Genomic DNA, 25,325 nt, shown 5'->3' with positions numbered 1-25,325 from the left:
AGGAATAGAGGGTTTGCGCAATGCGTAAATCTCGCTCTAGAATTTCCAGATTCAAGGCATCTTGGGACATTTTGCTAAGTTTTACTTCAAGCTGAGAAATCTGAAACTCTAGATCCCTGGCCTTGTCTTCACTACCTTGTAGTTGTGGTTTAATATCATCCATTTCTAAGGGCGGATAATCTTGGAATAAGCTAGCTTGAGGCTGATGGTGAAAAGGATTCATCATCTGAGGATTGGTAGAATGACTATGATCAGACTGAGTGCTAACTAGTTCAGCCAGCAATTCAATCTTTTTGCGCCGTAATTCAATCTTTTTGCGCCGTAGTGCTTCTATTGTCTCTAAGAGCTGGTTTAAGGGTAATCCTATGTTAGCCGTTTTTTCAGCTAGGCGTTGCTGTGCTTTTTCTAGATCGTTTTCGGCTGATTTTATATACACTGGGATAGTTTTTTCTTGTTGAGCAATTTCTTGCTTTCTGAGTTGTTCCAGTCTTGTGTTAAACGCCTGATTAATAGCGAAGGCTCTCCGTTGCGCTTCCTCAGGGGTGACTCCTGAGATTTCAAAAACCATCATTGTAGAGTTATCGATTAGTTGAATCGAAGGCTTATCTAAGCTATCTACAGATATATTGAGCTGCTTTGCCGCTTCTTCTAAAACCGTCACACTTTCAGCTATCAACTTCAGGTGTTTTCTGGGATCATCAATGGGATCGCTTAAGCCTGCACTGCTATTACTGTTATTACTGTTATTACTGTCAGCATCACGAAATTCAGAAACCTGAGTGTTAGGGAATGTCCCACTACTGGCTAAGGATAAAGTCCATTGGCTGACATAAAACTGATCAGTATCAGTCTCATCGTGAGATTGGAGTATAGTATGAGATTGGAGTAAAGTATGCTCTAAGGTGACAGGAGAGGTTTCAGGTTTACCAAAGACATACCTAGCAGACCAAACCACAAATAAGGGAATTAAAAGGGCATGAACGAGTAAAACCGATACAGCGACAGTGATGATTCCCCATTTCACTGCTATCAGTAGACTACAGGAAAATATCATGGTAAATAAGACATTCCAGAGCAAGCCAATCTGCGGTTTATCAATGGCTGCTAAAAGCTGAAACCCAGCAATATCAAAGGGTCTAGGAATTGCTGATAAGCAAACTAAAATCACGATCGGAACCACCATACTCCAGCCTTCCGTATTAATTTTTTCCCCAACCATAATGGGGATATACAACGGAACTAGAATTGATTGTAAAGCAACAAAACCAACAATCACTTTTCCAATCGTCTTCAGACTGTTAAAGTATGTTTGCTTAAATTTCGATAAGTTTGTCCGTACTTCACATAGGGCAGGGTATAAAGCAGTAGTAATCGATTGGACTATAGTTAAGCTAATTCCCAAGCCAGCATTATAAGCAAAGTAGTAAACACCTAATAGGTCAATTCCTATAAAGCGACCAATGATAAGATAGTCGAGAGTTTCCCTGAGAGTCTTTAAAAGTTCAATCCCCAGGAAATTGATTCCAAAGCTAAAAATTTTACCCCAGTATTTGGTTGTGAAAGATCCAGTTTTCCGCCAGGGATGTTTGAAAAGATATGTAATAAATTCTATAGGGCTAGCTATTAGTATGGGAAGTATTATCGCCCACATTCCCATATGAAGAACAGCAAAGACAGCGGTTAAAATATTGGCGGTGGCATATCTTATAGCGCGAGCAGTAGCCGTTATCTGAATTCGATTATCCCTTTGAATTAGTGCTGACTGTACTGCCCCTAAAGGAGCAATCAAAAAGTTAAATGCTAATAGACAAATGGGTAAAATAAGTTGGTTATCCTTATAAAACCACGCAACTGGAAAAGCAGCAATACACTGGCAAACGAATAGACTTCCAAAAAGTACCCAATTTAACCAATAAGCACTATTACAAATGTCTTCTAGCTCATCGGCTTCCGCCTGTATAATCCTAGAATGAACACCGATCCGCGTTACTGTTTGTGAATATTCATAGGTCGTCAGAACCAGTGCAGCTAATCCAAAGTCATGGGGAGTTAAGAAGCGTGGCAAAATAAACGTTGCACCTAAGCGGGAAACCCGAATAAATGCCTGGGCCACTCCCATCCAACCAAGATTGCGAGTAAAAGTGCTACTGTTACCTAGTTTATTCTTGATGGTACTCCCAATTGTTTTGACAATGTTCACAGTGGATCTCCCATGCTGCCATCCTTGTGATGATTGATATCTGTCGAAACTGATATCTGTAAAATTTTAGTGGTAGTTAGTGCTCTGAAATAATTTGATTATCAACAGATACCAGCGGCATTTTTTTGCCGATGATTTCGATTAAATGTCCAGCTATTTTTTTAGGCATAAGTTTAAGAATTAATAGTTTTAAAATTATACGGATAGTTTCCTTGCTTAGCAAAAATTTGGGATAAAGCTTTATGGAATAGCTGAGTTTTTGACTAGCTAGCTTTACTCCTTCATCATCAAAAGCATTAGCTATACACTGCTTACCAAGATAACGATAGGCATTTGCTAAACTCTTATTTTTAAGAGACTTAAGTTCTGGTGGAGCTGCCTTGAAGGCTCTTTCAATTACAATTAGGTTCGCCTTCTCCATCACATCCACTTTAGAGGTCATTGACTGGGAAGAGCGACGGTAGAGAATTTGGTATTTAGGAACCAGTACAAAAGGACATAAAGCTGCTAGCCTGAGGTAATAATCCCAATCTTCAACTGATTTTAGGCATGGGTCAAATTCTCCAGCGGCTTCAATATACTTCCGCTTTACCATGATATTGGAACCACTGGATATGAAGTTACGAATTAGTAATTGGGGATAAACATTCCCCTCCCAATAAAGTGGTTGCCAAGCAAACAAAAATTTGCTATTATCATCTATAAAGGCAGTCCAACTGTAAGCCACTCCAGCTTCAGGATTTTTTTGCAGTGCTGCTAACTGTAGCTCCAATTTATCAGGTTTCCATAAATCATCAGCATCTATAAACGTAATAAACTCGCCCCTAGAGCGACTAATGCCACGATTACGAGCCACTGGTAATCCACCATTTTCATAGGAAAACACTTGTAATCGAGGATCGTTGACTGTACTGATTACATCTAATGTGGCATCAGTGGAGCCGTCATTAATAATAATTAATTCAAAATCTGAAAACGTTTGTGCTTGAATCGATTGGATCGTTTCTAATATAGTTTTTTCTCCGTTATAAACTGGAACTATTACAGATATGGTGGGCATAGCGATTATCATTTTGATGTATAAAATTATACTATGGTAATTTACCACAAGAGGTCTAGACAAACCCTTTGAGCATTTTTATTTTAGTGCCATTCCTACTACAACCAAACCAGGCCAGTATAGGTAAGCTAATGTTTCTATATTTTCCCCAAACGAGAACAGGATACAAATTAATAGTATTGTTAGTGCTGTTGTGGCAAGTTTACTCCTTTGAGCTTTAATTAAAAGCTCTATAAAAGTATAGACTATAGGAATTAAGATTCCCATAAACCCGACGATTCCATGAGTATATAAAACACCATACCAAGTGTGGTGGCTTCCAATAGGCATTTTAGCGACAACATCAGGGCCTTTCCCCACTATAATGGCATGACCCCAAATCGGTGCATCTTCTTCCCACTTACGGTGAGAAAGCCTGGCTAAGGCCGATCTAACCCGCGACGAAGCAGATCTTTGACTGGAAAAAGAGTCTTTCAAGTTTCTAGCTATCATCAGCAGTTGGGGACCAAATAGACCACCAATAAAACTCCCTATTCCTGCCGTAATTTGCATGGCGGGTTCGGTTAGATTTCCCAAAAATGTTACCAGTATTGGTATACCCACTAAGCAGATTATCCCCATCCGGGACAGTGAACCTACAATTGCAGCAGCACAACCAATCATACCAATAAAACGCCACTTTATGTCCGGGTCTCTACTACTAAGGAAAAAGTGTACGTTACAGGCAAATGCCAATGCTGGAGCCCAAGGCGCAAATAAGAAAAGGCGTGTTTCACCACTTTTTATCACGTAAGGACTTACGGCGTAGTAACGCTCACTGTTACCGCCAATTTTTGCCATTAGGGTGCTAGTATACAAGGGCATCTCTAACCCAGTCAGACTTAACCCATAGGTAAGTGGTACCAATATCAGAGTTTGTAGGGAAAGGATAGAAATTGCTCTATAGATTATTTGTGGTCGGATGTTGAGGCAACCAATTAAAGGAAATAAGGCCAGAAGTGCCCAAGTTCTTAAAAAGGAGTTAATAAAGGATTTTATAGTTTTAACAGTTGAGAAACCCCAATCTAAATGACCCATAATTAAGGCTAGGCCAATGACTGATATGCAAACAATCCAGACCCAGACTCCAATGGGAATCCGAATCCTTTCTTCCGGTGGAGTATCTGATGTTTGCTGCCAAAGCTTCTTAATTAGATAAAAGGTTAGCAGCCAAGCTAGGGCTGGGGCAAAAACAAACTGTGCGCCTAAAAAAAATAATAAGTATGTTGAAATTATATAATAGAAAACTACTTTTTCTTCAAAGTTTTGGGGTTTCATTAAAGCCTGCCTAATGGCTTAGGTTACTGGTGCCATTCTCTGATGTCTAGCTTGATAAAAAATGGATTAGTTGCATCAAAAATCTTTTCTTTGGTTTCCTATTGGCGATGTTAAGCTATTAGATGTTGTAAAGCTATTATTTAATGGTTGAGAACGTAAGGGTGGAACATCAGAGTTAAACGATTCTACTTTGCCGTACATTGAGGGCTGTGATTTACCTTGCAAATGGGGACGTAACCAGAGTAAAAATAGTCCTGCACTAATTAACAAGGAACCAGCTGCTGCACCAAGTAAAGCCGATGACTTTTTCGGTGCTATCGCGTCTGGGGGTAAGCTTGGTTCAGCTAGCAGCTGAACTTGGGGATAGGAAAGGGATTGGTTGAATCGACCAATCGCTGATTGAGTTAAGGTTGAAGCATAGATAGTTTCCGCAATGCGCATATTGCGTTCTAGGATCTCCATCCTCAAGGCATCCTGGCTCATTTGTCTGAGTTTGGCTTCCAGCTCAGCAATCTGGTTGCTTAATACCCAGGCTCTAGCTTCCACACCCTCTTGCCGTGCTTCCACCTCAACAATTTGGCGCAGCAAATTTTCCCTGGAAGAACCAGTTTCAGGCCCAGAGTTAACACTGAGCTGGTCGATAATTGCCAAAGACATGGGGCGACCTAACAGAGATTGACTACGCTCTAGCAAAGCTGCTTTAGCACTTTCTTGCTTGCTCTTTTCGTCTACTACAGATGGATGCTTGGAACCGTATTTGGAACTCAAAACCGTCAGGGCTGCCGTAGCCTGACTGTATTCCCTTAGGGTTTGCTGAAATATCTGGTCAGCCTTAAGTACAAAAGCATCAGCAGCTTGCCCAGATGACAACTTTAGATTAGCTGAGAGGTTGCTGAGATTGGCTTTTGCTTCTCGCCCTTGGGCTAACAAATCGATTTGTTGTTGTCGTAAGGCTTCTATAGTGGATGATAGCTGGTTAACTTGTTCTTTCGAGTTCAATCCAGTTCTAGCTTTGTGTTCAGACAGACGTCTCTGAATATCTGCTAAATTTTTCTTAGCTGCCTCCAAATCAGCTTGAATTGGTAGCTGATTTTCTACTACTTCTTCTTGCCTAAGTTGTTCAAGTCTCTCCTGGAAAGCCTGGTGCATAGCAAAACCTTTCTGTTGGGCTTCCTCAGCAGAGTCTCCTTTGATTTCAAAGGCCATCATAGTTGAATTGTCTACTATTTTGACCCTAGGCTTGCCCAGCTCTTGAGAGGACATGTTCAGTATACTGGCAGCATCCTTAAGCACCGGCTTACTTTCCGCAATGAATTTCATCTTTTCCCTCGGGTCATGGGAGCGATCGCCAAATGGTGACCTAACATCTGAACTCGCTCCCCCTAATTCTGGGATATTAATTCTGGTGGATGAGCCTGAGACAGGAAGTGATACTGCCCATGTACTGGTATAAGTTGGCTGAGCTGATTTCAAATAAAAAAATGTTAAGCCCCAAATTCCGGCATTAACGGATATCCCCAAACACAAGTAAAATAGCCAACGTAGAGGCATGAGATTTGATTTTTCATAGGGATATGGGGCTATGGTCTTATAATTAGTAGTCATTGGAGCATCTCACCTGGCAAATCCACATTTGTAGTCTTAAGTTGTAGTCTTAAGTTGTAGTCTTAAGTTATGATTTTTGATATTTTGTTCTATTATGAAAGACTTGGCAGAGAGTTTTACCCCACTATCAAGCAATGGCTTAAACCCGTAGCCAATACACCCCTGATGAAGAGTCAGATCTCGTGAGCTTATAACTTGTGATAGATGCATTAATTATAACATTTGAGCTATCCTAAATATGAATTATGGTATAAATATGTCTTTAATAATCCGAATGGGATTGAAGATATCCCCAATAAAGTCAAAAACACTTTTGACATTAGTGACCGTTGAATCATAGCAAGCGACACTATCTCTTGGCATCAGCACTGGATTAACTTGGTCATCATTAGGCTTCTTCACCAAGTCCTCTACAGAACGTTCTATTGCCAGGGTTTCCCCAGTAGTACGGTCAGTTTGCAGTAACAGAGCACGGCGATCTGCATTTGTGCTTTCTGTGCCTCCAACACAACTAGCAGCAATTACAGCTTGAGATAGACGGGAGCCATATTCAACTTCCTGGATTCTAAGGTCACGTCCATTATTGGGATTAGTGAGATTGGAGATAAACACAGGAATAGTTGAGGGAGTCAGCTGGGAAGGTCTGGCTAGATAATATTGAGGCAACTCCCGAGTCGGAACAATGATTTGGTCTCCAGCAATCAAGGGAATATCCTCCACTGGTGATCCGGTGAACACACCAGATAAATCAATTACCTGTTCCTGCTCACCCCGAACCAAGCGCACCTGTTCAATGTTGGCATTTGGTTTGATGCCGCCAGCCGTTAAAATGGCAAAGGTTAGGTAGCGTTCTGGAGGATAGTCTCCTGAGACAGTAGCAATCGATGCCGGTAAGTCTCGACCTTTAGAATCCGTATCATTAATCAAAACCCGACCAGGTTCAAAAACAGCTCCTCCCACAGTTACCTGAATTGGAGCCCACTCAAAGAGTTGAATGCTGACTTTGAGGAAATCAGCATGAAAAAAGCCCCCTTCCAGCAAAGCCTTGACTAGGTCTTGCTCGATTTCTGATACTTCTCGACCCGCTGCCAGTATCGGGTCTAGGTAGGGGAATTTTATGTAACCATCCAGATTAACTTCATAGGTGGCACTGAAGCGTTCAGCTTCCGGGATTTCTTCTTCGCCAGCCACAAAGAGTCTAAGGCGATCGCCAGGAGACAGTGGTAGAGCCCAACTGGGAACGGATACACCTATTGCTGCTACGGTAGTAATTAACCCTGCTATCCAAAACTTGAGAATGGACATTGAAGAATCTCTGGGTTCACAACTATTACTTAGTGCTATTACTTAGTGATAACACGTGATAACACTTAGTATAGGGGGGTTTCGGTGAGTGTTTGAGTGTTGACTTACGATCAACACTCAACAACATTCAACAAAAAACACTGAACAGAAAACACTCAATTCCCTTTGCGACTAATTAAAATTAGTCACTAGTTAATTTTCAGTTAACCAGCCACAACAGTTTCTTTAATTGCCGAGAGGGGCTTACCTTGAAAATAGTCAGGAATCGGCGCTCCCATCAAATTCAGAATAGTGGGGGCTAAATCTAGAGAATGACCAGCTGGTAAACTAGAACCTGGCTCAATATCTTGTCCTTGAATCACCAAAAAGCCATCAGAGCGGTGAGAACCAGTACGATTAAAGGGAACTGGACCAATGCGTCCAATATCGGGACTATCTACTACGTCAGTGGCATATTTTTCTTGCCAGATCACGACTAAGTCACCATCAGGTAATTTCGGACCAGTTTCAGTTGCCGATTGGCGGGTGCGGATAATTTCCTTCACCATTGGTTCCCCAGTGCGAGCATCTTTAAGCTGGTAAAGTTTTTGAGTCAATTCCTCACATACAGCATCGTACTGATCAGGGGGGACAATACCGTGAGGTTCCCTTCCCTGGAGATTAATCCTGATATATCCTTCCGAATAACTAGGCAGCGCGAATGCTTTCATCTGAGGCCAGCAGGGTTGGTACCACGATGGACTCTGGAAAAAGAATGGATCGGATTCTGCCTGCATCTTGAACGGAGAAATGAGATCTGGTCCAGGAGTGGAACCAAACAAGGGTGCGATAGGATTGAAAAGTTTGGTAGGGAGTTGACGTCTTAAAAAACCTTTGAGTGGATTCGATTCATGCTTGAGGCTCCACACTTTCCCCATCCAACCCTTTTTCGCCCTGGCATCATTGACTAGGGGTTCTGGGGGTTGACCATAGTTGCCACGACCAATGCCATATTTACCTGGGAAACTCCAGCGATAGAGAAATTCTGGCAGGAACAACATACTCGGTAGATCCATGACGTTAGACCCCATACCATGGGCAGCAAATACTACGACCTGGGCATTATCCGGGGCTTTGCTCAAAATTCCACCAATGGCTTCGTCAATAGCTTCAAAAATTTCTAACACGGGATCTCCAGGGCATTTAGCACCTACAGATGGGTAGAGAGGATGATCCTGCTGACTCAGGTGCCAGAAGTAATGCCCTGCAGTATGGGTTTCACCAAAGATTGTTAAGAAGAAATCCCACGGCATCTGCTGCAACAAGTCTTGACAAATGGCACCCCGGCGGGCGATACCAATCTCCAGTTGTGCCTGAAGACCCTTGAGTGCTTCCACATCCATAATACTGGCATGGTCTTTGCGTAAGACAGGATGCTCACCATGCTTATCAATCAAATCCTGTAGCAAGGATTTGGGTATGGAATGACTGGGAGTCTGAGGAGAGTGAGCTCCCCAAGCAAGGACTTGCAACCCATTGACCTGATTGGACAGGGGAGCTTGAGGTATATCAAAGACTGCCACCCGATAGTCATCTCCCAAGGCATAGAAGGGTTGATACTCAGCAAAGTCGTAGGCTTGAATGTCTTCTACTTCGTAAGTGCCTTCCTTAATTTTCAGAGGTGCCCAGTACCCTGTTTGCTCAGGAGTACAACCAGTGAGGAATGTTGTCCACGGAGTCTCAGCCCGGTAGTATTCGTATGTCTTTAGACGTCCGTAAGATCCCTGTTCTCGTAAGCGACGCAGATTTTTCAGATGCCCTTGAGATATCCATTGCTCTATCAAGGCAGGGTCGGCAGCATCCAAGCCAATGGCAATTACTGGGTTTCTCATTGTTGTGGTTGGTAGATGTGTGGATAGTTTTCTGGTAGGTTAATTAGTTTGCCTAGTTTAGCTCAGCATCTAACCTTACAAATAACGATAGTCGGCTTCACATAGATGAAGGTTGAAGGATCGATGAATCTTAGAGTAGACTTTTATAAAGTTTCTGTAAAGACTACTGCTATCGATCACACTATTTAGTCTCATTCTATAAGTAGCAAAGAGTTGAGGCATTTGTTAGCTCGACTAATTCTCAGACTCGGCTGGCGAGCTCCTCCCTGCTAAAAAATCTTCTTAAAATAAAGCATAAACCTGATCAAGACTACCTGATAAAGACAACGACTCGTGAGCAGTAAAAATTACCATTGTTAGCTGATTTATGTAGACTCAATGAATACTATTTAAAGATTTTATTAAGCTCAGAGAAAATACTAGCCTGGACTCGCCCATCGGCTATGATATTAATGGTATAATTAACCATTAACTAACCATCAACAACCCATAAAGGAGGACTGGTGCCACCGTAAAAACAAGTACTTTTAATTAAAGTAAATCCCTAATACATAACCAATAAATAAAGCCTAAATAAAGCCTAAATAAAGCCTAGACAAGGCTATCCTTCCTAAGGATTATAGAGAGGATTTGACTTGAGGTTTTTAAGCTCTAGGCATCTAAGCATATCGGGGTTGACTAGGAGGATGGAAAATTGAATTCATTCCCAGACAGCCTGATTGATTCAATCACAGTTGACTCTAATCTATAACGTTATAATTAGTCACCAATTCTAACCTCGATACGATCTAGATCACCCTGTGACAATGAGATTGAATATTTCGGGAAATATCTAACACTGTCCTGATCGATAATTCATCGCTTATTAACACAGTGAACTAGAGTTGAATGCTAATACCAAAATAGATTTCTGTCAAATTCCTGAGATAGTTTCAACCCCTGGTGTAATCTACATCAAGGGATTACTGTTGTTTAATTAGAGGAGATCTATAGGTTCAGCTATCTAGACAAAAGGGGATTTACCAATTTTTCAGAGCTACTATAGTCAAATTTATAGTCAAATTACTAAAACTGTGATAATGTAATTTTATTCTTTCCCAAATAAAATCTTGCTCGAAACAGTATCAAGCTAACTTGGTTAGCCGATCGGTAAATGGCCAATTGACTGAGTTCGGCTCCAAGACTGAAGATTGTTGGGAAAAGCTTGGCTGTTTTTAGTGCTTATCCCTTAGCTAGGAGAGACATCGTAAAAAGGTTAAACATGAGAGAAATAGTCAAAATCCTAAACTTAGAGATTGATAATATATCAAAGTCAGAGCTTTTAAAGCGGCTCGATAGCGGGGTTATTTTTACTCCCAATGTCGATCACTTAGTAAAGCTACAAAAAGACCCTGAATTCATGAAGGCATATCGAATTGCCGATTATAGATTATGTGATAGTAAAGTTGTGTATTATGCGTCGAGGTTCTTGGGGTCACCCATACAGGAAAAAATTTCTGGATCTGACTTTTTTCCAGCTTTTTATGATTATCACAGAAACAATGAAACTATTAAAATATTTCTCTTAGGTGGACGAGAAGGAGTCGCTAAACAAGCTCAAGAAAATGTCAATGCTAGAGTTGGCAGAGAAATTGTTATCGCTGCGCACTCCCCATCATTCGGATTTGAGAAGAATGAAGCTGAATGCCAAGAAATCATAGAAATGGTTAACAACTCTGGAGCTACAGTACTAGCTGTGGGAGTTGGTTCGCCTAAACAAGAAAAGTGGATACACAAGTACAAAGATCAATTACCAAACATTAAAATCTTCATGGCAGTAGGTGCCACCCTTGATTTTGAAGCAGGCACTAAACCAAGGTCGCCTGTATGGATGAGTGAGGTAGGATTGGAATGGTTACACAGGCTATTATCTGAACCCCGACGGTTGTGGCGGCGATACCTGTTTGATGCTCCGGTCTTCCTTTGGTTAGTGTTGAAACAAAAACTCAAGAGTTCTATGTTGCCACCACCTAGGGTCAATCTGAATTGATCGCAAGTGCTATATTTTCCGTTTATATCGGAATTGTTTACTGGATCCTCAAGATTACCTATGACCTTTGTACCGATTACTTTTGGTGTCGCACTTCTACAACGGTGTGAACATTACCCCGTGGGTTAAAATCCCCCTTGATGGTGACATCTTCCGGGTTACAGGCGGCTACGAAGTCATCTAAAATTTGGTTGATACTCTCTTCATGGGAGATGTAGCGATCGCGGTATGTATTGATATACAACTTAAGGGCCTTTAGTTCTACCACCAGTTGATTGGGAACGTAGGTGATGTAAATCGTGGCAAAGTCCGGATAACCAGAAAACGGGCACTTGCAAGTAAATTCCGGTAAGGTGATGTTTATGTGATAGGGACGACCGATACGGGGATTGGGAAAGGTAATAAGTTTTGCTTGGGCAATCTCCTGTTCACCGTATTTAATCTGGGGTGTGTCTACTTCTGGTGATGCTTGTTCCTGGGTAAAGGAATTACTCATTGGTTTTGCTAGCATTAGAAACGATTTGAGGAATTTCTAGGATGGGATTCCCAGTCAGGACAATCTTCTGTGTCCCAACCATAGGGATGCATAGCGCAGACTAATAAATTTCCACCGTAGGCTTGACCGTGATAATGACGGCAACCTATGCAAGCGGGATGTTTCTGTGAGGATGGTGTCACGGAATCAGGAAAATCCTCGTCTGTTTCACTGACCATAACCTCAAAGTCAAAATAAATCTCAACAAACGGTTCAACAATCTCTTGCAAACACTGGTCAATTTCCGCACCAATGGCATTGTCTACCTCATTGGCAAACTCCTCAACTTCATTGGCAAACTCCTCAACCGCCTCACTGACACCCTCGAAGAACTCATCGACCATATTAGCCACTGATTCGAGGGTTTCAAAAATACTTTTAGACCAATCATCTTCCATAGTAAATAGTTACTCAACCACCATGATGTGCTAAACCAGTGTTGTTGACAAGTTGATTATAAGTGCTAGATAAGTGCTATAAGTTAGCGCTTGAGCCGACGTAATTCTTCTTGCATAGCTTGCACCTGCTCGCGTAGTTTGTCAACATTCTGCTCTTCAGGTGGTGCTGATTCTTCTTCATCAGCAATAATCTCAATCCGGCGCGGCTCAGGTTTAGGATCATTAGGGTTAGCTTGAGAGGATTGCTGTTGCCCCTGTTGCACTAAATCTTCAACCAGTTTACGGGCTTCCTCGGTAGTCATCTCCCCTTTTTCTACCAGTTCATCTACCAGTTTCTGAGCTTGACCTCGCACTTCGGACAAGGTTCCCCCAGCTCTCTCCCCTGCTGCTGCAGCTATACCGACGCCTAGATAAAACGCTTTTTGAACCAAATTTCCAAAACCAGCCATGAACACTGATACTCCCAGAGTTATCCTAATACTCTATGATTCCAGGATAGGAGTGAAATCCCACTTTGCCCACTCGACTTAAGGTAGACGGACTTAAGGGTCAGCAGGATTACAATAATAATATACAATGCCATACCTCCCTAAGGTAGAAATCTGTTGAGTTCATGAATAAAGTTGTTGTTGGCTTGTCTGGCGGAGTAGACAGTTCCGTAGCTGCCGCCACCCTCTATCACAAAGGATACGAAGTTGTCGGATTGACCCTTTGGTTAATGAAAGGGAAGGGTCAATGCTGCTCTGAGGGAATGGTCGATGCAGCGTTTATCTGTGAACAATTAGGGATTCCCCACCATATTGTGGACAGTCGCGATGTTTTTCAGGAAAACATTGTGGATTACTTAGTGTCAGGTTACCAATCGGGGATTACTCCACTGCCTTGTTCTCAGTGCAACAAGGCAGTGAAGTTTGGTCCGATGCTGACCTATGCCCATGAGACATTGGGGATTGATAAAATAGCCACAGGTCACTATGCCCGGATTACTTATGATGCCGAATGCGATCGCTATCAATTGCGGCGAGCACTAGACTTGACAAAAGACCAGTCATACTTCCTGTATGACTTGACTCAAGACCTGCTGGCGGCTTCCCTATTTCCTTTGGGAGAACTGAAGAAAACAGAAACGCGACGCCTGGCTGCTGAGTATAATCTCAAGACTGCTGATAAACCAGAAAGTCAGGACTTGTGTTTAATCGAATCCCACGGTTCCATGCAGAAGTTCCTGGACAAGTATATTTCCCAAACCACAGGTGACATCGTGGACTTGGATGGAAATGTGGTAGGGCAACATCAGGGAATTCACCACTACACCATTGGACAACGGAAAGGGCTAGGTATAGCTGCTCCCAATCCCTTGTATGTGATTGCCCTGGATGCAGCCAGGAATCGGGTAATTGTAGGGGAACGCCACCAAGCCACCCAACCTGAATGTACGGTTCATCGGGTCAATTGGGTATCGATTCAGGAACCTACTGTTCCGATTCGAGCTTCTGTGCAAGTTCGCTATCGCTCACCTGCTGTACCTGTGAATGTGATTCCTCTAGAAGGAAATCGGATCAAATTAGTGTTCGATGAACCACAATTCAGCATCACCCCAGGACAGGCTGCTGTTCTGTATGACGGGGAGCTGGTGCTTGGAGGTGGCATTATTGAGCAGTTACCAGAGAAAATTGCTAATGGCAAATTGGTTGAAGGTTGAAGGTTGGAGGTTGGAGGTTGAAGGTTGAAGGTTGAAGGTTCGAGGTTGAAGGTTGAAGCTTTAAAGTTGAAGCTTTAAAGTTGAAAGTTGAAGGTTGAAGGTTGAAAGTTAAAGGTTAAAGGTTGTTTGCCTTTGGCCTTCGGTGTAGGGTAGGTTGAACGCGATTGCGTGGCCTTTTGGCCAAGGTTGTCTGTCAGAATGCAGAATGGTGAATGCAGAATGGTGAATGCAGAATGGTGAATGCAGAATGGTGAATGCAGAATGCAGAATGCAGAATTCTAAATTCTCAATTCTAAATTCTCAATTCTAAATTCTCAATTCTAAATTCTAATAGTGACCTTGACCAAAGCCAATTGCCATGGTATTTATAGACTACCAATTGGTGTCAGAGTATAGATTAATCGTCAGCTGTTCATAACCTGCAGGTACAGCAGTGATACAAGAACAAACAGTCGGTCCATTTTCTATCTCTACCTCACAGGCATGACAAGAACCCATCAGGCAACCTGTGGCAATGAACACACCAGCACGTTCAGCCACCAGAAGGATGGGTTCTCCGACTTCGGCCTCAACTGTTACATCATCTGGTAGAAAGCGAACGCTCACACTCATGTTTGATTAGTCATTTAATTTATTAAATGTTTATTGTTAATTAGTTTAATTTTTAATTAATAATTTTACTTAACCATTTTCCATTCTCAATTTTACTTTTTACTTTTGACAAGAATAATCTGATAGTTAACAGTCTAAGACCTTAAAATCGGGGTTAAATCAAGATGAGATTCGATAGTATCAGCCAGTGAATTCAAAAGCGCTTCTCGTTGTTCCCGATAGTTGACAACCCCAGTAGGGAGAGAAGGTAGCCCTCGTCTGGAGCGCAGTTGATTCAACCAGGAACGTCGCCAAGGACTATTGTCAAACATGCCATGGAGATAGCTGCCCCAAATTGATTGATTCACGTCAACAATGCCCAAACCATGGTCATCGAATAACGCTCGATAAGCAGATTTATTATCTCCCATCTCCGCCTCAAGCAGTCGCGAACGCCCCTGATGAATTTCGTAACCGGTAATGGGTAAGCCAACTTGGGGATAATTGGAGGTCACCATCCGCTGACGGGCAACTTTGCCACTGGTAATCAAGGTTTTTAAGGGCAACAAGCCTAATCCTGGATGACGTCCCTGTTTACCCTCTAATCCATCGGGATCAACTAGGGTTTTGCCTAGCATTTGGAATCCCCCACAAATTCCCAAAATTGTCCCACCTGAGGCAGCGTAGTTTTGAATTTGCTCAGCCATGCCACTTTTTTGGAGTACCATCATGTCCGCAATGGTAGTTTTTGTCCCTGGGAGAATCACTGCATCTGGATATCCCAAGGTTTCGTTTGGTGACAGATATTTCAAAAAGACGCTGGGTTCAGCTTCGAGGGGGTCAAAATCAGTAAAGTTAGAAATTCGAGGTAAACGAATTACTACGATAGTGACTTCCTTATTGGACTTGTTCCTGGTGTTGCGATCTAGTAAGTCAAGGGAATCTTCAGCGGGAAACAGTATATCAATCCACGGAATAACTCCAACGACAGGAATACCAGTGCGTTCTTCTAACCATTTTATCCCGGGGTCCAAAAGCGATCGCTGACCCCTAAACTTATTAATCACGACACCTTTAATCAAAGCTCTCTCCTCTGGTTCGAGGAGTTCGAGAGTACCGATTACCTGAGCAAAAGACCCTCCACGGTCAATATCTACCACCAGCAAGGTGGGAGCTTTGAGGTACCGCGCCACTCGCATATTGGTCAAGTCGCGGTGCTTGATATTAATTTCTACTGGGCTACCAGCTCCCTCGCACACGACTAAATCAAACTCATTGGTTAAACGTCGCAGTGATTCTTCAATCACCTGCCAACCCTTATCAAAGTACTTTTCGTAGTACTCCCCAGCACTAACCTTCCCTACGGCTTTACCCATAAGAATGACCTGGGAGGTCATGTCACCTTGGGGTTTAAGTAAAATTGGGTTCATTTCCACACAGGGAATGACACCCGCAGCCCAAGCTTGTACTGCTTGGGCATGTCCAATTTCTCCGCCATTAGGTGTCACATAGGCATTTAGAGCCATGTTCTGACCCTTAAAGGGACAGACACGCCAGCCTTGTCGCGAAAGAAGGCGACATAGAGCTGTGCTTATCAAGGATTTTCCTGCGTGGGATGTAGTACCCACCACCATAATCGCTTTCATAATTCAGGGTTAGGGCGTCAGAACTAGCCTAGATGATCAATAAATTGAGATATCACCCTGTCACCAACTTGATTTAAACCGACAATCTTAGCCAGCGATTCAAGGTATGATCGAGTCGATCTGATAGTGAGGGTGGAGGTAAGGTTTCTCCAAGCCGTTCCCACTTTTCTAACAACTGACGACCCAAAGGTGTCAGTCGAAAACTATCCGTAATTCCCTGACCGTCTACTTCTCGACGTAATACACCCACTTGAATCAACCACATTAAATCGTTTTCTACTGCCAATTCCGACCTAGGGCGCGTTGTGTAGTTTCTCTCCACACCTTCAAGACCTACTATAGATAAGAGTGGAACACTGCTAGAACGCATCGCTGCCAATAGAGGCATTTGGAATGGCAAACAGCGCATTGCTTGCTCTGCACGCTTAGTAGTTCGGTCAGGATATTGAATAGCCTGGCTACCTTGAGACTGAATTGAAGTTCTTGCCACAGTTACTAAATCTTAGAACTATACTGACCGCCGATTATTTCTATATTAAGGTTTTTTTGACATTAGAGGCCAACCTCTGGTGGTTTACTCTAGAAATTTTGGAATTTATTCAAGACCTAGGCCAAACTGGGCAACAAACGCGCTTATGTATAATGATGCTTAAAGAGAAGGCACCCTAAAAGTCGAGTTACTAGGTAAGTCGTATTACTGTAAACTTTATACATAAGTTCAGTATATTTCTATAGGAAACAAAAGTTATGGCTCTTCAAGTTGGCATGGATGCACCAGCATTTACTGTCAAAGACGACGAAGGCAATACCGTTTCACTGTCCGACTTTGGGGGTAAAACTGTAGTGCTTTATTTTTACCCCAAAGACGATACTCCAGGGTGCACCAAGGAAGCCCAAAGCTTTCGGGATAACTACACTGAGTATCAAGGTAAAGACATGGTGGTACTTGGGGTCAGTATGGATGATGAGGCATCCCACAAACAATTTAAGGAAAAGTATGGTCTGCCTTTCACCCTGCTAGCGGATACGGATGGCGCAATTAGCAAGGCTTATGATGTTGATGGTGGGGGTTACTCCAAGCGGGTAACCTACATTATCAACGGCGAAGGCAAAATTACTCACGTTGATGAGACCGTAAAAACGGCTACCCACGCTCAAGATATATTGGCAGCCATGGGCTAAACTAAGTCAAAAGCATCAAACTTCGTCTAAATTTTTGTGAATTTGGGCGAAGTCATGACTATTTATCTAATCTGTATTTATATAATCTAGAAACTAACCCATCCCCTTGGTGCTGGAGCTGTTAGGTCCTCGTGAGAATCCTGCTAGTAGAAGACGATGAAGGTATTGCCAAAGTGGTAACGGCAGCGCTAGCTAGTCAACATTATCAGGTTGATCTAGCTACAGATGGGGATGAGGGCATAGAATTAGCAGAGATATTTAAGTATGACTTGATTTTACTAGATTGGATGCTTCCCAAGCTCACGGGGATTGATTTGTGCAAGCAGCTGCGAAACGCACGCGATCGCACTCCGATTATACTCCTCACTGCCCAAGACACCAGCACTAACAAAGTCGAAGCTTTAGACGCAGGAGCAGATGATTATTTAGTCAAGCCCTTAGACATACCTGAATTATTAGCCCGAATTCGAGCAGTGCTGCGCCGCAGCAGCACCCCCCTACTCCCTGTGCTTGAGTGGGGATTGCTCGAACTTGACCCCAGTAACTGCCAGGTCAGCTACGATCAGGAACTATTACATCTGACACCTAAGGAGTATGGTCTATTAGAGCTGTTTTTACGGAATCCCCACCGCATCTTTAGCCAAAGTTTCCTGCTAGATAATCTCTGGTCTTTTGAAGAACCCCCTACAGAAAATGCCGTTAGAGCTCATATCAAAAGTTTACGGCGGAAACTCAAGGAAGCTGGAGTCAAAAATGATTTAATTGAAACCGTCTACGGCTTGGGGTATCGGCTCAGACAACTGCCTGAGGAAGGTTCAGGTCAAACAAAGACTGAGAAAAACAAAGGCAAAAAAGTAGCTAAAAAGACACCATCTAACCTGAAACAATCAAAGAGCAAGAGTGATAGTTCCGTTTCCCCAGTCCCTAAGGCTCAATCCGAAGAACCAAAGCAATCAGGACTAAGTGCCATTTGGGAGCAGCAGAAGTCAAAGTATATCAAGCGGCTCAATGTATTGGAGCGGGCGGTGACGGATTGGCGAGATGGTAATCTTACCGGAAAGTTGCGACAGGAGGCTTTAGGGGAGGCACACACCCTAGCCGGTTCCCTCGGTAGCTTTGGTTTTGATCAAGGCTCTCTCAAATCCCGTGAGATTGAGCAGATATTGCAATCTGGGAAAAAAGCTAGTGAGGAGGTAATAGCACATCTGTCTCAACTAGTGGTAGAACTACGACAAGAACTAGAGACCGAGGATAACCTTCCAAAACCTACTCAAAGTCAACCACTCCCGATTACCAACTCCCGATTCCCGATTCCCCACTCCCCACGACTATTGATTGTGGATGATGATGTAAAACTAGCGCAAGGGTTAGCCTCAGAGGTAGCAGCCGGGAAAATGCAGGTTGAGGTGGCCGGTGATATATCTCAAGCCCGAAAAGCAATTGCTCGTAACCGCCCCGATGTGGTACTCCTAGACTTGTGTTTTCCTGAATCAGCGGGAAATGGTTTAGAGCTGTTAGCAGAACTGAAAACAACTGAGCCCCCTGTACCTGTGGTAGTACTTACGGTTCAAGAGAGTTTTGCTGAACGAGTCAAAGTGGCTCGTTTGGGGGGACGGGGTTTTCTTCAGAAGCCTGTAGCACCTCAAAAGGTGATGGATGCGATCGCTAAAGTGTTGCAACAATCTGGTCCACCACAGGCAAAGCTATTGATTGTTGACGATGACCCTCAAATCTTGGATCATCTACGCACTGTGCTAGAACCTTGGGGATTCCAATTGACTTTACTAAACGATCCACAACAGTTCTGGGAGACCATAGAGCAGTGTACTCCCGATTTACTGATTTTGGATGTGCAAATGCCGGAATTTAGCGGTATTGACCTGTGTCAGGTGGTACGCAATGACCCTCGCTGGGGTGAGTTACCGGTGCTGTTTCTCTCAGCTGCTCAAGATGCTGAAACTGTGCAGCAAGTGTTTATGGCAGGGGCAGATGATTACGTACAAAAACCAATCAAGGAACCAGAACTTTTGGCTCGGGTGTTGAATCGCATTGAGCGCAGCCAACTAAGACTTAGTATGATAGCACAGAAGAATCAAATGTTGTCAGATAAATAAATAACTATGGTCAGTTAGTGGACATAGAATTTGGATATCGGACATAGTAGAGTTGATCACATTTTATTCACAGTTGATGGTTAACGGTTGACTGTCAGCAATCATGTCAATTGTCAACCTGATTATGATCAATTTCTTTGACTATCTCCTATTTGCCGAAACGTTTATTCCCCAAGGTAACTGCTACCTTGGGCAGCCTAACGTGATCTGGCTGCACCTGATCAGTGATGCTCTCATTACCCTAGCCTACTATTTGATTGTCATACTGCTAGTCTACTTGATTAGGCAGCGGCAGAATCTGCCTTTCAAGGGACTATTGATGTTGTTTGGGGCGTTTATTATTTGCGGTGGCACCACTCACCTGATGGAACTATGGACCGTTTGGGATCCAGCTTACTGGCTATCAGGCTCTATTAAAGCAATTACAGCTATAGTTTCTGTCTACACTGCCATAAAATTATACTCTATTATACCTCGAATCCAAAATTCACCTAGTCTGGCTGGACTTGAGCAGCTCAACCAGGAGCTAAAATCTCAAATTGAAGAGCGTATTTTAGCAGAGCAATCCTTACGGCAACGTGAGCAACGCTGGCAATTGGCACTACAGGCAGCTAATCAGGGAATTTGGGACTGGAACCCCAAAACCAATGAAACCTTTGTATCCAGCCGATGTAAGGAAATGCTGGGGTATGATGAAAGCTACGACATCGGAAACTATAACCATCAATGGCGGACACACATCCATCCCGATGATTTAGACCAGGTGATCAAAGCCATGGAGGATCACTTAGCCCAGAAAACCTCCTATTATGTTCAAGAGTATCGCTTACGGTGCAACAACGACAGTTACAAATGGATTCTTGACCAGGCACAAGCACTTTGGAATGAAGCAGGTGATCCAGTGCGAGTGGTTGGCTCAATTACGGATATTAGCGATCGCAAGCAGACAGAAGAAGCATTTCAAGAAAATGAAAAGGCGCTGAAGTCCAACGAAGAGCGGCTCCGAGCAATTATGAGTTCTCTTCAAGACGTGGTGTGGTCAGTATCACTGCCTTCTGGGATACTGCGCTATGTTAATATAGCCTTCGAGCAAGTTTACGGTCGCCCAACTTTCGAGCTATTTAGCGATCAAGACAACTTATGGCGACAGTTTGTTGTGCCAGAAGATTTTGATCCTGTTGATAAGGCATGGCGAGCTGTTCAAGAAAACCGTCGTCAATCGTGGGATTTAGAATATAGAATTCAGCTCAGTAATGGAGAAATTCGCTGGCTGAACGATCGCGCTCGTGTGGTTAGGCGTGATAATGGCACCTCTGTACATCTTCACGGCATCACTACGGATATCACGGAGCGTAAACAGCAAGAAGCTCAACTGCAACAACTCAATCGAGAATTACAACAACTCAATCGAGAATTAGAAATTAGGGTTCAACAGCGCACAGCTGCTTTACTCGAAAGCGAACAACGATTCCGCTCGTTGTTTGAATCTGCCCCAGATTTTATCCATATATTAGATACTCAGGGCATGATTGAGCAAGTGAACCCGGCTGTCATCCAGCAGTCGGGTTATGCTGAATCAGAATTGATCGGTAATCGCTTAGAAGAGTTCTTTACCCCCACATACCAAAATATTTGCCAGCAACAGTTTCCAGTTTTACTGGAGCAGGGAACCCATCGTCAAGAAATTGAGTTTGTCTGCAAAAATGGGACTGTTCTTACCACAGACTCCTCCTACTCAGTGGTTCATGATACCCAAGGAAACATTAGCTATATCTTAGTGTTGCAGCGAGATATTAGTTCACGCAAACGATTTGAAGAAGAACGTACCCAGTTAATTGCTAGTTTACAGGAATCAGAGCGACGGTGGCGCAGCCTTCTCGAAAATGTGCGACTGGTGGTGGTGGGACTAGACCGAGAGGGTAAAGTGGAGTATGTCAATCCGTTCTTCCTAGAATTGACTAGGTACACAGAAGCAGAAGTTTTAGGCAAGGACTGGTTTGAAAACTTCCTGCCCAATTACCAGCAACAGTCAGTACAGCAATACTTCCAGGACATCCTAGAGCCAGACTTTAAACCTCACTATCAGCACTCGATTCTCACCAAGTCAAAGCAAGAAAAAATCATTGCTTGGAATAATACCCTACTCCAAAATCTCCAGGGAGAGGCAATTGGCACCATGAGTATTGGGGAAGATATTACTGAGCGCTACGCTATTGAACGGATGAAAGATGAATTCACGTCCGTGGTCAGCCACGAACTCCGTACCCCCCTAACGTCAATTCATGGTGCCTTGAACCTGTTATCAACTGGTCTAATTCAACCTCAGTCTGAACGAGGACAGCGTGTGATTGGCATTGCCGCTGATAGTGCTGAGCGTTTAGTGCGACTAGTTAACGATATTTTGGAGCTGGAACGTCTGGAATCTGGTAAGATCCGTTTGTCGAAGCAGCCAGTGAATGCAGCTGAGTTGATGGTTAAAGCTGTTGATCAGGTGCAGGTGATGGCTAATCGAGCTGGGATTAAATTGGAAGTCTCGCCCCAAGCCATTGAATCTGAAATTGAATTCGAGGCTGATAGCGATCGCATTATTCAAGTCATAACCAATTTACTCAGCAATGGGATTAAATTTTCAGACAGAGGTTCTAGCCTATGGTTAACTGTAGAACTCCAACAGCCAGAGGAACCAGAAAAAACCTCACCCCCTGACCCAAACAGTGCCACGATCTTGTTTACCGTTAAAGACCAAGGTAGGGGAATTCCGGCTGACAAACTTGAAAGTATATTCGGGCGTTTTCAACAGGTTGATGCCTCCGATGCCCGTAAAAAGGGAGGGACGGGTTTAGGGTTAGCGATTTGCCGTAATATAGTGGAGCAGCACGGAGGCAAAATCTGGGTTGAGAGTACTGTTGGTGAAGGCAGCAGTTTTTATTTTACCTTACCAGAACAAACAGCAGCAGCAGAAGGTGGGAAAGATGACAACTAAGCGCATTTTAGTGATTGATGATGATGATGGGGTTCGAGAAATCATCCAATTTTCTCTAGAAGCAGCAACAGGGTGGGAAGTGTTGACAGCTGCTTCTGGTAAAGAGGGATTAGCTAAGGCTGAGGCAGATCAGCCTGATGCTATTCTCCTAGATGTCATGATGCCCGAGCTGGATGGACCGGCTACATTTCGACAGTTACAAGCTAATGCAGTGACAGCGGACATCCCAACCATTTTGCTAACAGCTAAAGCTAGGAGCAGCGAGCAAAAGCAGTTTCTAGATTTGGGGGTAACTGGAGTTATTACCAAGCCGTTTAAACCTATGGAATTGGTCGAGGAAATCCAAGGGATTCTTAATTGGCTCGATTGAGCTATCGCAGTGCTAGGTTTTATTGAAACTCCCAACCCGGCAGCCAATTATCAAGAACTTCATGATAGATTAATTGCTGGCAAACGCAGTTCTAAATTGGGTGAGGTAAAAAGATTCCATAGCACTCACCTTTGAGATCTTACCGATTAGCCATAAGTTAGCACCCTACCCAATAGACCTCTTGCAAAAATAACTAAGCAATCATTTTGGATAGCTTCTAAGTCAATTTTGACACCTATTCCCTATTCCCTATTCCCTATTCCCTGACAACTGCCGCGAAGTCTAATCACAATCTCTTCACATTTGCGCCCTAATTTATATTTTTAGGTAAGGTAAATAGATCTTGGGTTGAACTTCGGGGTATGGGTATGATTTTTTCAAACAAAGGTAGCAGTTCCAGTAATTGTTCCAACGCCACTCCTTTGGAGCAATTATCCCTGAGTCCCACGATCAGTCCTAGGATCGATTTAGCTTATCCTCACCACCCAGAGCACCAGAGGAGACAAACCTTCACACCAGTTGTCCTGGGTATCAAGAGTTTGCCCTTGACCAAGGAACGAGATCTGGGTACCAGCCAAGCCCAGGACTATGAGTCATACATCGGATTAGCTGTGGATGTATTTCAGAGTCAAGACTCAACATTTATCAAATCTCTTAAAGACTTTCTGACTGTTTTACCCAGTCCCACTTATATTGAGCAAGTCTTACTGGCAGCGGTTTATCGACTACCAGAGATTAACCTTGATGCTTGTCAGTGGCTATTGCGTCATCCCGATTATTTGATGCCCGAACTTGACTTAGTGGCAGTAGCGATGACTGTCGCAATCAAGAAGCTTCAGGAGCAAGGGTTAGTGTTGGGTCAAGATTTTAGCGTTGAACCAAATGGTCAGTTATATCTCAGTACTCTGGCAAAAGATAAGTTATGGTTCGGTAGCTCAACTAGCGATCGCCTCTTGCTAGAACAGATTCTGCAAGTTGGGGATTAATCTTGATCATGAATTTATAGAGGCTGGAGCGATGAACAAAACAATTTTATTAATTGAAAATGATAAACTGTTGCGCTCAAATTTTTCAGATTTACTGGAATTAGAAGGCTTTAATGTCCTTACTGCAGAAGATGGTTGGCTCGGGTTAAATTTAGCTAAAGTTATCCGACCTGATTTAATTATTTCTGAAACTAATATACCATCCCTTGATGGGTATGAGCTTCTACAGATATTACGAGATAGGTTAAATACAGCGAAAACACCGTTTATATTTCTAACCAGTGATTCCAAGGAGGATGGCTATGCTCGAGCTAAGGAACTGGGAGCCAATGATTATCTAACCAAACCTGTAGAGAGTCAGGAAATATTAGCAGCAATTAATCAGCAGTTAAGAATACTTCCATTGACTTAAAACAGGGCTTAAAATACGCTATATATTGATTAATAAACCGGTGGACAATAACCGGTTGGCAAAAGGAGTGTAAACTATGGGTAAAACCCTTGTTCACGTAACTACATCGATAGTGATTAAAGAAATTGAAAACGTCTTAGCAACGTATCCGGAGTTTCCCTATCAATACATGTTTTACCAGTCTAACATACGCGAGGATTTAATTGCTTATGTCCTTAGCAGAATTCCGAATCATTACGAAGTTATAGACAATAGTGAAGCATCATCAAAAAGCCAAGAATTACACCAGTTATCCTCAGAGCAGAAGCTGTATTTAGAAAACTGGATTCACACAGGAATCTATCATTTATTTCATCTAATGGGAAACTACAGCTGGGATAATTACCCGATGCCCCAAACGTTTACCTCAAGGTCTATCTCCTCTAATTTCTGAGCTTGATATCCGACAGTTTATATCATAAAATAGCAGTTCTCAATTGGGTATTGAGAACTGCTATAACATCTATGGTATGACCTGTAAATCAAATGATTAACTGAACTTGATATCAATCGTGATCCAAACCTGATGCAAAATGTCTAAGATTATCAGTAACTTTCGCTAACTCCAGACGTAGCAGGCTGGTTTTCTCGATATTGGTTTTCTGGAGAGACTATTTGGGGATTGCGCAACCGTTCCAATTGTAAACGCCGAAACTCAGAAGCAGCATCGTCTAGTCTCTGAGACTGTCCCTGATTGAACTGATTGATGTCAACTGTACCCAATTGGGCATTATGGATTAAATCAAAAGCGTTGAAACCACTGTCTCCAAACCCCCCAAACGTGTCTTGCTCGTTAGGATTATTAAAATTTTCATCCGCTCGAATAGTACCTATACTTTGGGCAGTAGCGGACCCGTGCAGTAACGCTGTAGTAATGCCAAGGGCTACACTCAATACAGCTACAGTAAAAACAGATTGGTTGCTGATTGTCATAGAAATCCCCCCTCAATGGATAAATCTCACTGGTATTCTGCTATAGA

At 43.0% G+C, this 25,325-nt stretch carries 22 protein-coding genes; 9 read left to right on the top strand and 13 right to left on the bottom strand.

The genetic code is table 11. The annotated features are described in order from the left end of the window. From F6K49_RS23615 to F6K49_RS23590, 6 genes are all read right to left on the bottom strand, one after another. Window positions 1-2,200, bottom strand: a 2,200-nt coding sequence (locus F6K49_RS23615) for an oligosaccharide flippase family protein (protein WP_293100597.1), incomplete at its 3' end; no start/stop codon positions are given. Between the two features lie 76 nt (window positions 2,201-2,276). Further along, a complete protein-coding gene (locus tag F6K49_RS23610; protein ID WP_293083180.1) occupies window positions 2,277-3,272 on the bottom strand; it encodes a glycosyltransferase in 996 nt (331 codons plus the stop codon). A 66-nt stretch (window positions 3,273-3,338) separates the two neighbouring features. After that, on the bottom strand, window positions 3,339-4,577 hold the full coding sequence (locus tag F6K49_RS23605; protein WP_293083182.1) for an O-antigen ligase domain-containing protein: 1,239 nt from the start codon (window positions 4,575-4,577) through the stop codon (window positions 3,339-3,341). Between the two features lie 75 nt (window positions 4,578-4,652). Next, the gene (locus tag F6K49_RS23600; RefSeq protein ID WP_293083185.1) at window positions 4,653-6,182 is read right to left on the bottom strand and encodes a hypothetical protein; all 1,530 of its coding nucleotides are present in this window, start codon (window positions 6,180-6,182) and stop codon (window positions 4,653-4,655) included. A gap of 243 nt (window positions 6,183-6,425) precedes the next feature. Continuing rightward, window positions 6,426-7,487, bottom strand: coding sequence for a polysaccharide biosynthesis/export family protein (locus tag F6K49_RS23595; RefSeq protein WP_293020851.1), 1,062 nt, complete (start codon window positions 7,485-7,487; stop codon window positions 6,426-6,428). A 203-nt stretch (window positions 7,488-7,690) separates the two neighbouring features. Then, window positions 7,691-9,358, bottom strand: a complete 1,668-nt coding sequence (locus F6K49_RS23590) for an alkaline phosphatase family protein (RefSeq protein ID WP_293020852.1) — start codon at window positions 9,356-9,358, stop codon at window positions 7,691-7,693. 1,261 nt (window positions 9,359-10,619) lie between these two features. Here F6K49_RS23590 and F6K49_RS23585 point away from each other — a divergent pair. Continuing rightward, window positions 10,620-11,387: a WecB/TagA/CpsF family glycosyltransferase gene (locus F6K49_RS23585; RefSeq protein ID WP_293020853.1), complete on the top strand. Its 768-nt coding sequence runs from the start codon at window positions 10,620-10,622 to the stop codon at window positions 11,385-11,387. Window positions 11,388-11,463: 76 nt separating this feature from the next. Here the strand turns inward: F6K49_RS23585 and queF are convergent, their stop codons facing one another. The 3 genes from queF to F6K49_RS23570 all read right to left on the bottom strand — a co-directional run bounded on the left by queF (window position 11,464) and on the right by F6K49_RS23570 (window position 12,769). After that, complete coding sequence (queF, locus tag F6K49_RS23580; RefSeq protein WP_075895514.1) at window positions 11,464-11,883, bottom strand: preQ(1) synthase; 420 nt, start codon at window positions 11,881-11,883, stop codon at window positions 11,464-11,466. A gap of 14 nt (window positions 11,884-11,897) precedes the next feature. Further along, window positions 11,898-12,320 carry a hypothetical protein gene (locus tag F6K49_RS23575; RefSeq protein WP_293069324.1) on the bottom strand — a complete coding sequence of 141 codons (423 nt, stop codon included), beginning with the start codon at window positions 12,318-12,320 and terminating at the stop codon, window positions 11,898-11,900. A gap of 83 nt (window positions 12,321-12,403) precedes the next feature. Further along, a complete protein-coding gene (locus F6K49_RS23570; RefSeq protein WP_293020854.1) occupies window positions 12,404-12,769 on the bottom strand; it encodes a hypothetical protein in 366 nt (121 codons plus the stop codon). Between the two features lie 164 nt (window positions 12,770-12,933). Between F6K49_RS23570 and mnmA the strand changes: the two genes are divergently transcribed. Further along, window positions 12,934-14,022 carry a tRNA 2-thiouridine(34) synthase MnmA gene (gene mnmA, locus F6K49_RS23565; protein WP_293020877.1) on the top strand — a complete coding sequence of 363 codons (1,089 nt, stop codon included), beginning with the start codon at window positions 12,934-12,936 and terminating at the stop codon, window positions 14,020-14,022. Between the two features lie 372 nt (window positions 14,023-14,394). Here mnmA and F6K49_RS23560 read toward each other — a convergent pair whose 3' ends face one another. The 3 genes from F6K49_RS23560 to F6K49_RS23550 form a co-directional block, all read right to left on the bottom strand. Then, window positions 14,395-14,634, bottom strand: a complete 240-nt coding sequence (locus F6K49_RS23560; protein WP_070390571.1) for a 2Fe-2S iron-sulfur cluster-binding protein — start codon at window positions 14,632-14,634, stop codon at window positions 14,395-14,397. Between the two features lie 134 nt (window positions 14,635-14,768). Next, entirely contained in the window at window positions 14,769-16,259 is a 1,491-nt protein-coding gene (cobQ, locus tag F6K49_RS23555) for a cobyric acid synthase CobQ (RefSeq protein WP_075895506.1), read from the bottom strand. Between the two features lie 73 nt (window positions 16,260-16,332). Further along, window positions 16,333-16,749 (bottom strand): Npun_F0494 family protein, encoded by a 417-nt coding sequence (locus tag F6K49_RS23550; protein ID WP_293100590.1) that lies wholly within the window; start codon window positions 16,747-16,749, stop codon window positions 16,333-16,335. 257 nt (window positions 16,750-17,006) lie between these two features. Between F6K49_RS23550 and F6K49_RS23545 the strand changes: the two genes are divergently transcribed. The 7 genes from F6K49_RS23545 (at window position 17,007) to F6K49_RS23515 (ending at window position 24,739) form a co-directional block, all read left to right on the top strand. Then, window positions 17,007-17,441: a peroxiredoxin gene (locus F6K49_RS23545; RefSeq protein WP_293090973.1), complete on the top strand. Its 435-nt coding sequence runs from the start codon at window positions 17,007-17,009 to the stop codon at window positions 17,439-17,441. Window positions 17,442-17,572: 131 nt separating this feature from the next. Continuing rightward, on the top strand, window positions 17,573-19,555 hold the full coding sequence (locus tag F6K49_RS23540; protein WP_293100586.1) for a response regulator: 1,983 nt from the start codon (window positions 17,573-17,575) through the stop codon (window positions 19,553-19,555). Between the two features lie 103 nt (window positions 19,556-19,658). Continuing rightward, on the top strand, window positions 19,659-22,538 hold the full coding sequence (locus F6K49_RS23535; protein ID WP_293020860.1) for a PAS domain S-box protein: 2,880 nt from the start codon (window positions 19,659-19,661) through the stop codon (window positions 22,536-22,538). After that, window positions 22,528-22,908, top strand: a complete 381-nt coding sequence (locus tag F6K49_RS23530; protein WP_293020861.1) for a response regulator — start codon at window positions 22,528-22,530, stop codon at window positions 22,906-22,908. Before F6K49_RS23535 ends, F6K49_RS23530 begins: the two co-directional genes overlap by 11 nt. A gap of 368 nt (window positions 22,909-23,276) precedes the next feature. Beyond that, a complete protein-coding gene (locus F6K49_RS23525) occupies window positions 23,277-23,894 on the top strand; it encodes a hypothetical protein (RefSeq protein WP_293044008.1) in 618 nt (205 codons plus the stop codon). Continuing rightward, the gene (locus tag F6K49_RS23520) at window positions 23,884-24,306 is read left to right on the top strand and encodes a response regulator (protein WP_293020864.1); all 423 of its coding nucleotides are present in this window, start codon (window positions 23,884-23,886) and stop codon (window positions 24,304-24,306) included. Before F6K49_RS23525 ends, F6K49_RS23520 begins: the two co-directional genes overlap by 11 nt. Window positions 24,307-24,382: 76 nt before the next feature. Beyond that, window positions 24,383-24,739, top strand: a complete 357-nt coding sequence (locus F6K49_RS23515; RefSeq protein WP_293100581.1) for a late competence development ComFB family protein — start codon at window positions 24,383-24,385, stop codon at window positions 24,737-24,739. A gap of 152 nt (window positions 24,740-24,891) precedes the next feature. On the opposite strand, the gene F6K49_RS23510 is transcribed toward F6K49_RS23515, so the two are convergent. After that, window positions 24,892-25,278, bottom strand: a complete 387-nt coding sequence (locus tag F6K49_RS23510) for a hypothetical protein (protein WP_293069305.1) — start codon at window positions 25,276-25,278, stop codon at window positions 24,892-24,894. Between the last annotated feature and the right edge of the window lie 47 nt (window positions 25,279-25,325).

Source organism: Moorena sp. SIO3I6, assembly GCF_010672095.1.
The sequence above is the reverse complement of the archived record's forward strand: the minus strand, read 5'-3'. Positions and strand labels throughout refer to the sequence as shown.

Excerpts from the sequence above, each read along its gene's own strand:
- F6K49_RS23610 (WP_293083180.1), bottom strand. The coding sequence starts at position 3,272 with ATGATAATCGCTATGCCCACCATATCTGTAATAGTTCCAGTTTATAAC.
- F6K49_RS23605 (WP_293083182.1), bottom strand. The coding sequence starts at position 4,577 with ATGAAACCCCAAAACTTTGAAGAAAAAGTAGTTTTCTATTATATAATT.
- F6K49_RS23600 (WP_293083185.1), bottom strand. The coding sequence starts at position 6,182 with ATGACTACTAATTATAAGACCATAGCCCCATATCCCTATGAAAAATCA.
- F6K49_RS23595 (WP_293020851.1), bottom strand. The coding sequence starts at position 7,487 with ATGTCCATTCTCAAGTTTTGGATAGCAGGGTTAATTACTACCGTAGCA.
- F6K49_RS23590 (WP_293020852.1), bottom strand. The coding sequence starts at position 9,358 with ATGAGAAACCCAGTAATTGCCATTGGCTTGGATGCTGCCGACCCTGCC.
- F6K49_RS23585 (WP_293020853.1), top strand. The coding sequence starts at position 10,620 with ATGAGAGAAATAGTCAAAATCCTAAACTTAGAGATTGATAATATATCA.
- queF (WP_075895514.1), bottom strand. The coding sequence starts at position 11,883 with ATGAGTAATTCCTTTACCCAGGAACAAGCATCACCAGAAGTAGACACA.
- F6K49_RS23575 (WP_293069324.1), bottom strand. The coding sequence starts at position 12,320 with ATGGAAGATGATTGGTCTAAAAGTATTTTTGAAACCCTCGAATCAGTG.
- F6K49_RS23570 (WP_293020854.1), bottom strand. The coding sequence starts at position 12,769 with ATGGCTGGTTTTGGAAATTTGGTTCAAAAAGCGTTTTATCTAGGCGTC.
- mnmA (WP_293020877.1), top strand. The coding sequence starts at position 12,934 with ATGAATAAAGTTGTTGTTGGCTTGTCTGGCGGAGTAGACAGTTCCGTA.
- F6K49_RS23560 (WP_070390571.1), bottom strand. The coding sequence starts at position 14,634 with ATGAGTGTGAGCGTTCGCTTTCTACCAGATGATGTAACAGTTGAGGCC.
- cobQ (WP_075895506.1), bottom strand. The coding sequence starts at position 16,259 with ATGAAAGCGATTATGGTGGTGGGTACTACATCCCACGCAGGAAAATCC.
- F6K49_RS23545 (WP_293090973.1), top strand. The coding sequence starts at position 17,007 with ATGGCTCTTCAAGTTGGCATGGATGCACCAGCATTTACTGTCAAAGAC.
- F6K49_RS23535 (WP_293020860.1), top strand. The coding sequence starts at position 19,659 with ATGTCAATTGTCAACCTGATTATGATCAATTTCTTTGACTATCTCCTA.
- F6K49_RS23530 (WP_293020861.1), top strand. The coding sequence starts at position 22,528 with ATGACAACTAAGCGCATTTTAGTGATTGATGATGATGATGGGGTTCGA.
- F6K49_RS23525 (WP_293044008.1), top strand. The coding sequence starts at position 23,277 with ATGATTTTTTCAAACAAAGGTAGCAGTTCCAGTAATTGTTCCAACGCC.
- F6K49_RS23515 (WP_293100581.1), top strand. The coding sequence starts at position 24,383 with ATGGGTAAAACCCTTGTTCACGTAACTACATCGATAGTGATTAAAGAA.
- F6K49_RS23510 (WP_293069305.1), bottom strand. The coding sequence starts at position 25,278 with ATGACAATCAGCAACCAATCTGTTTTTACTGTAGCTGTATTGAGTGTA.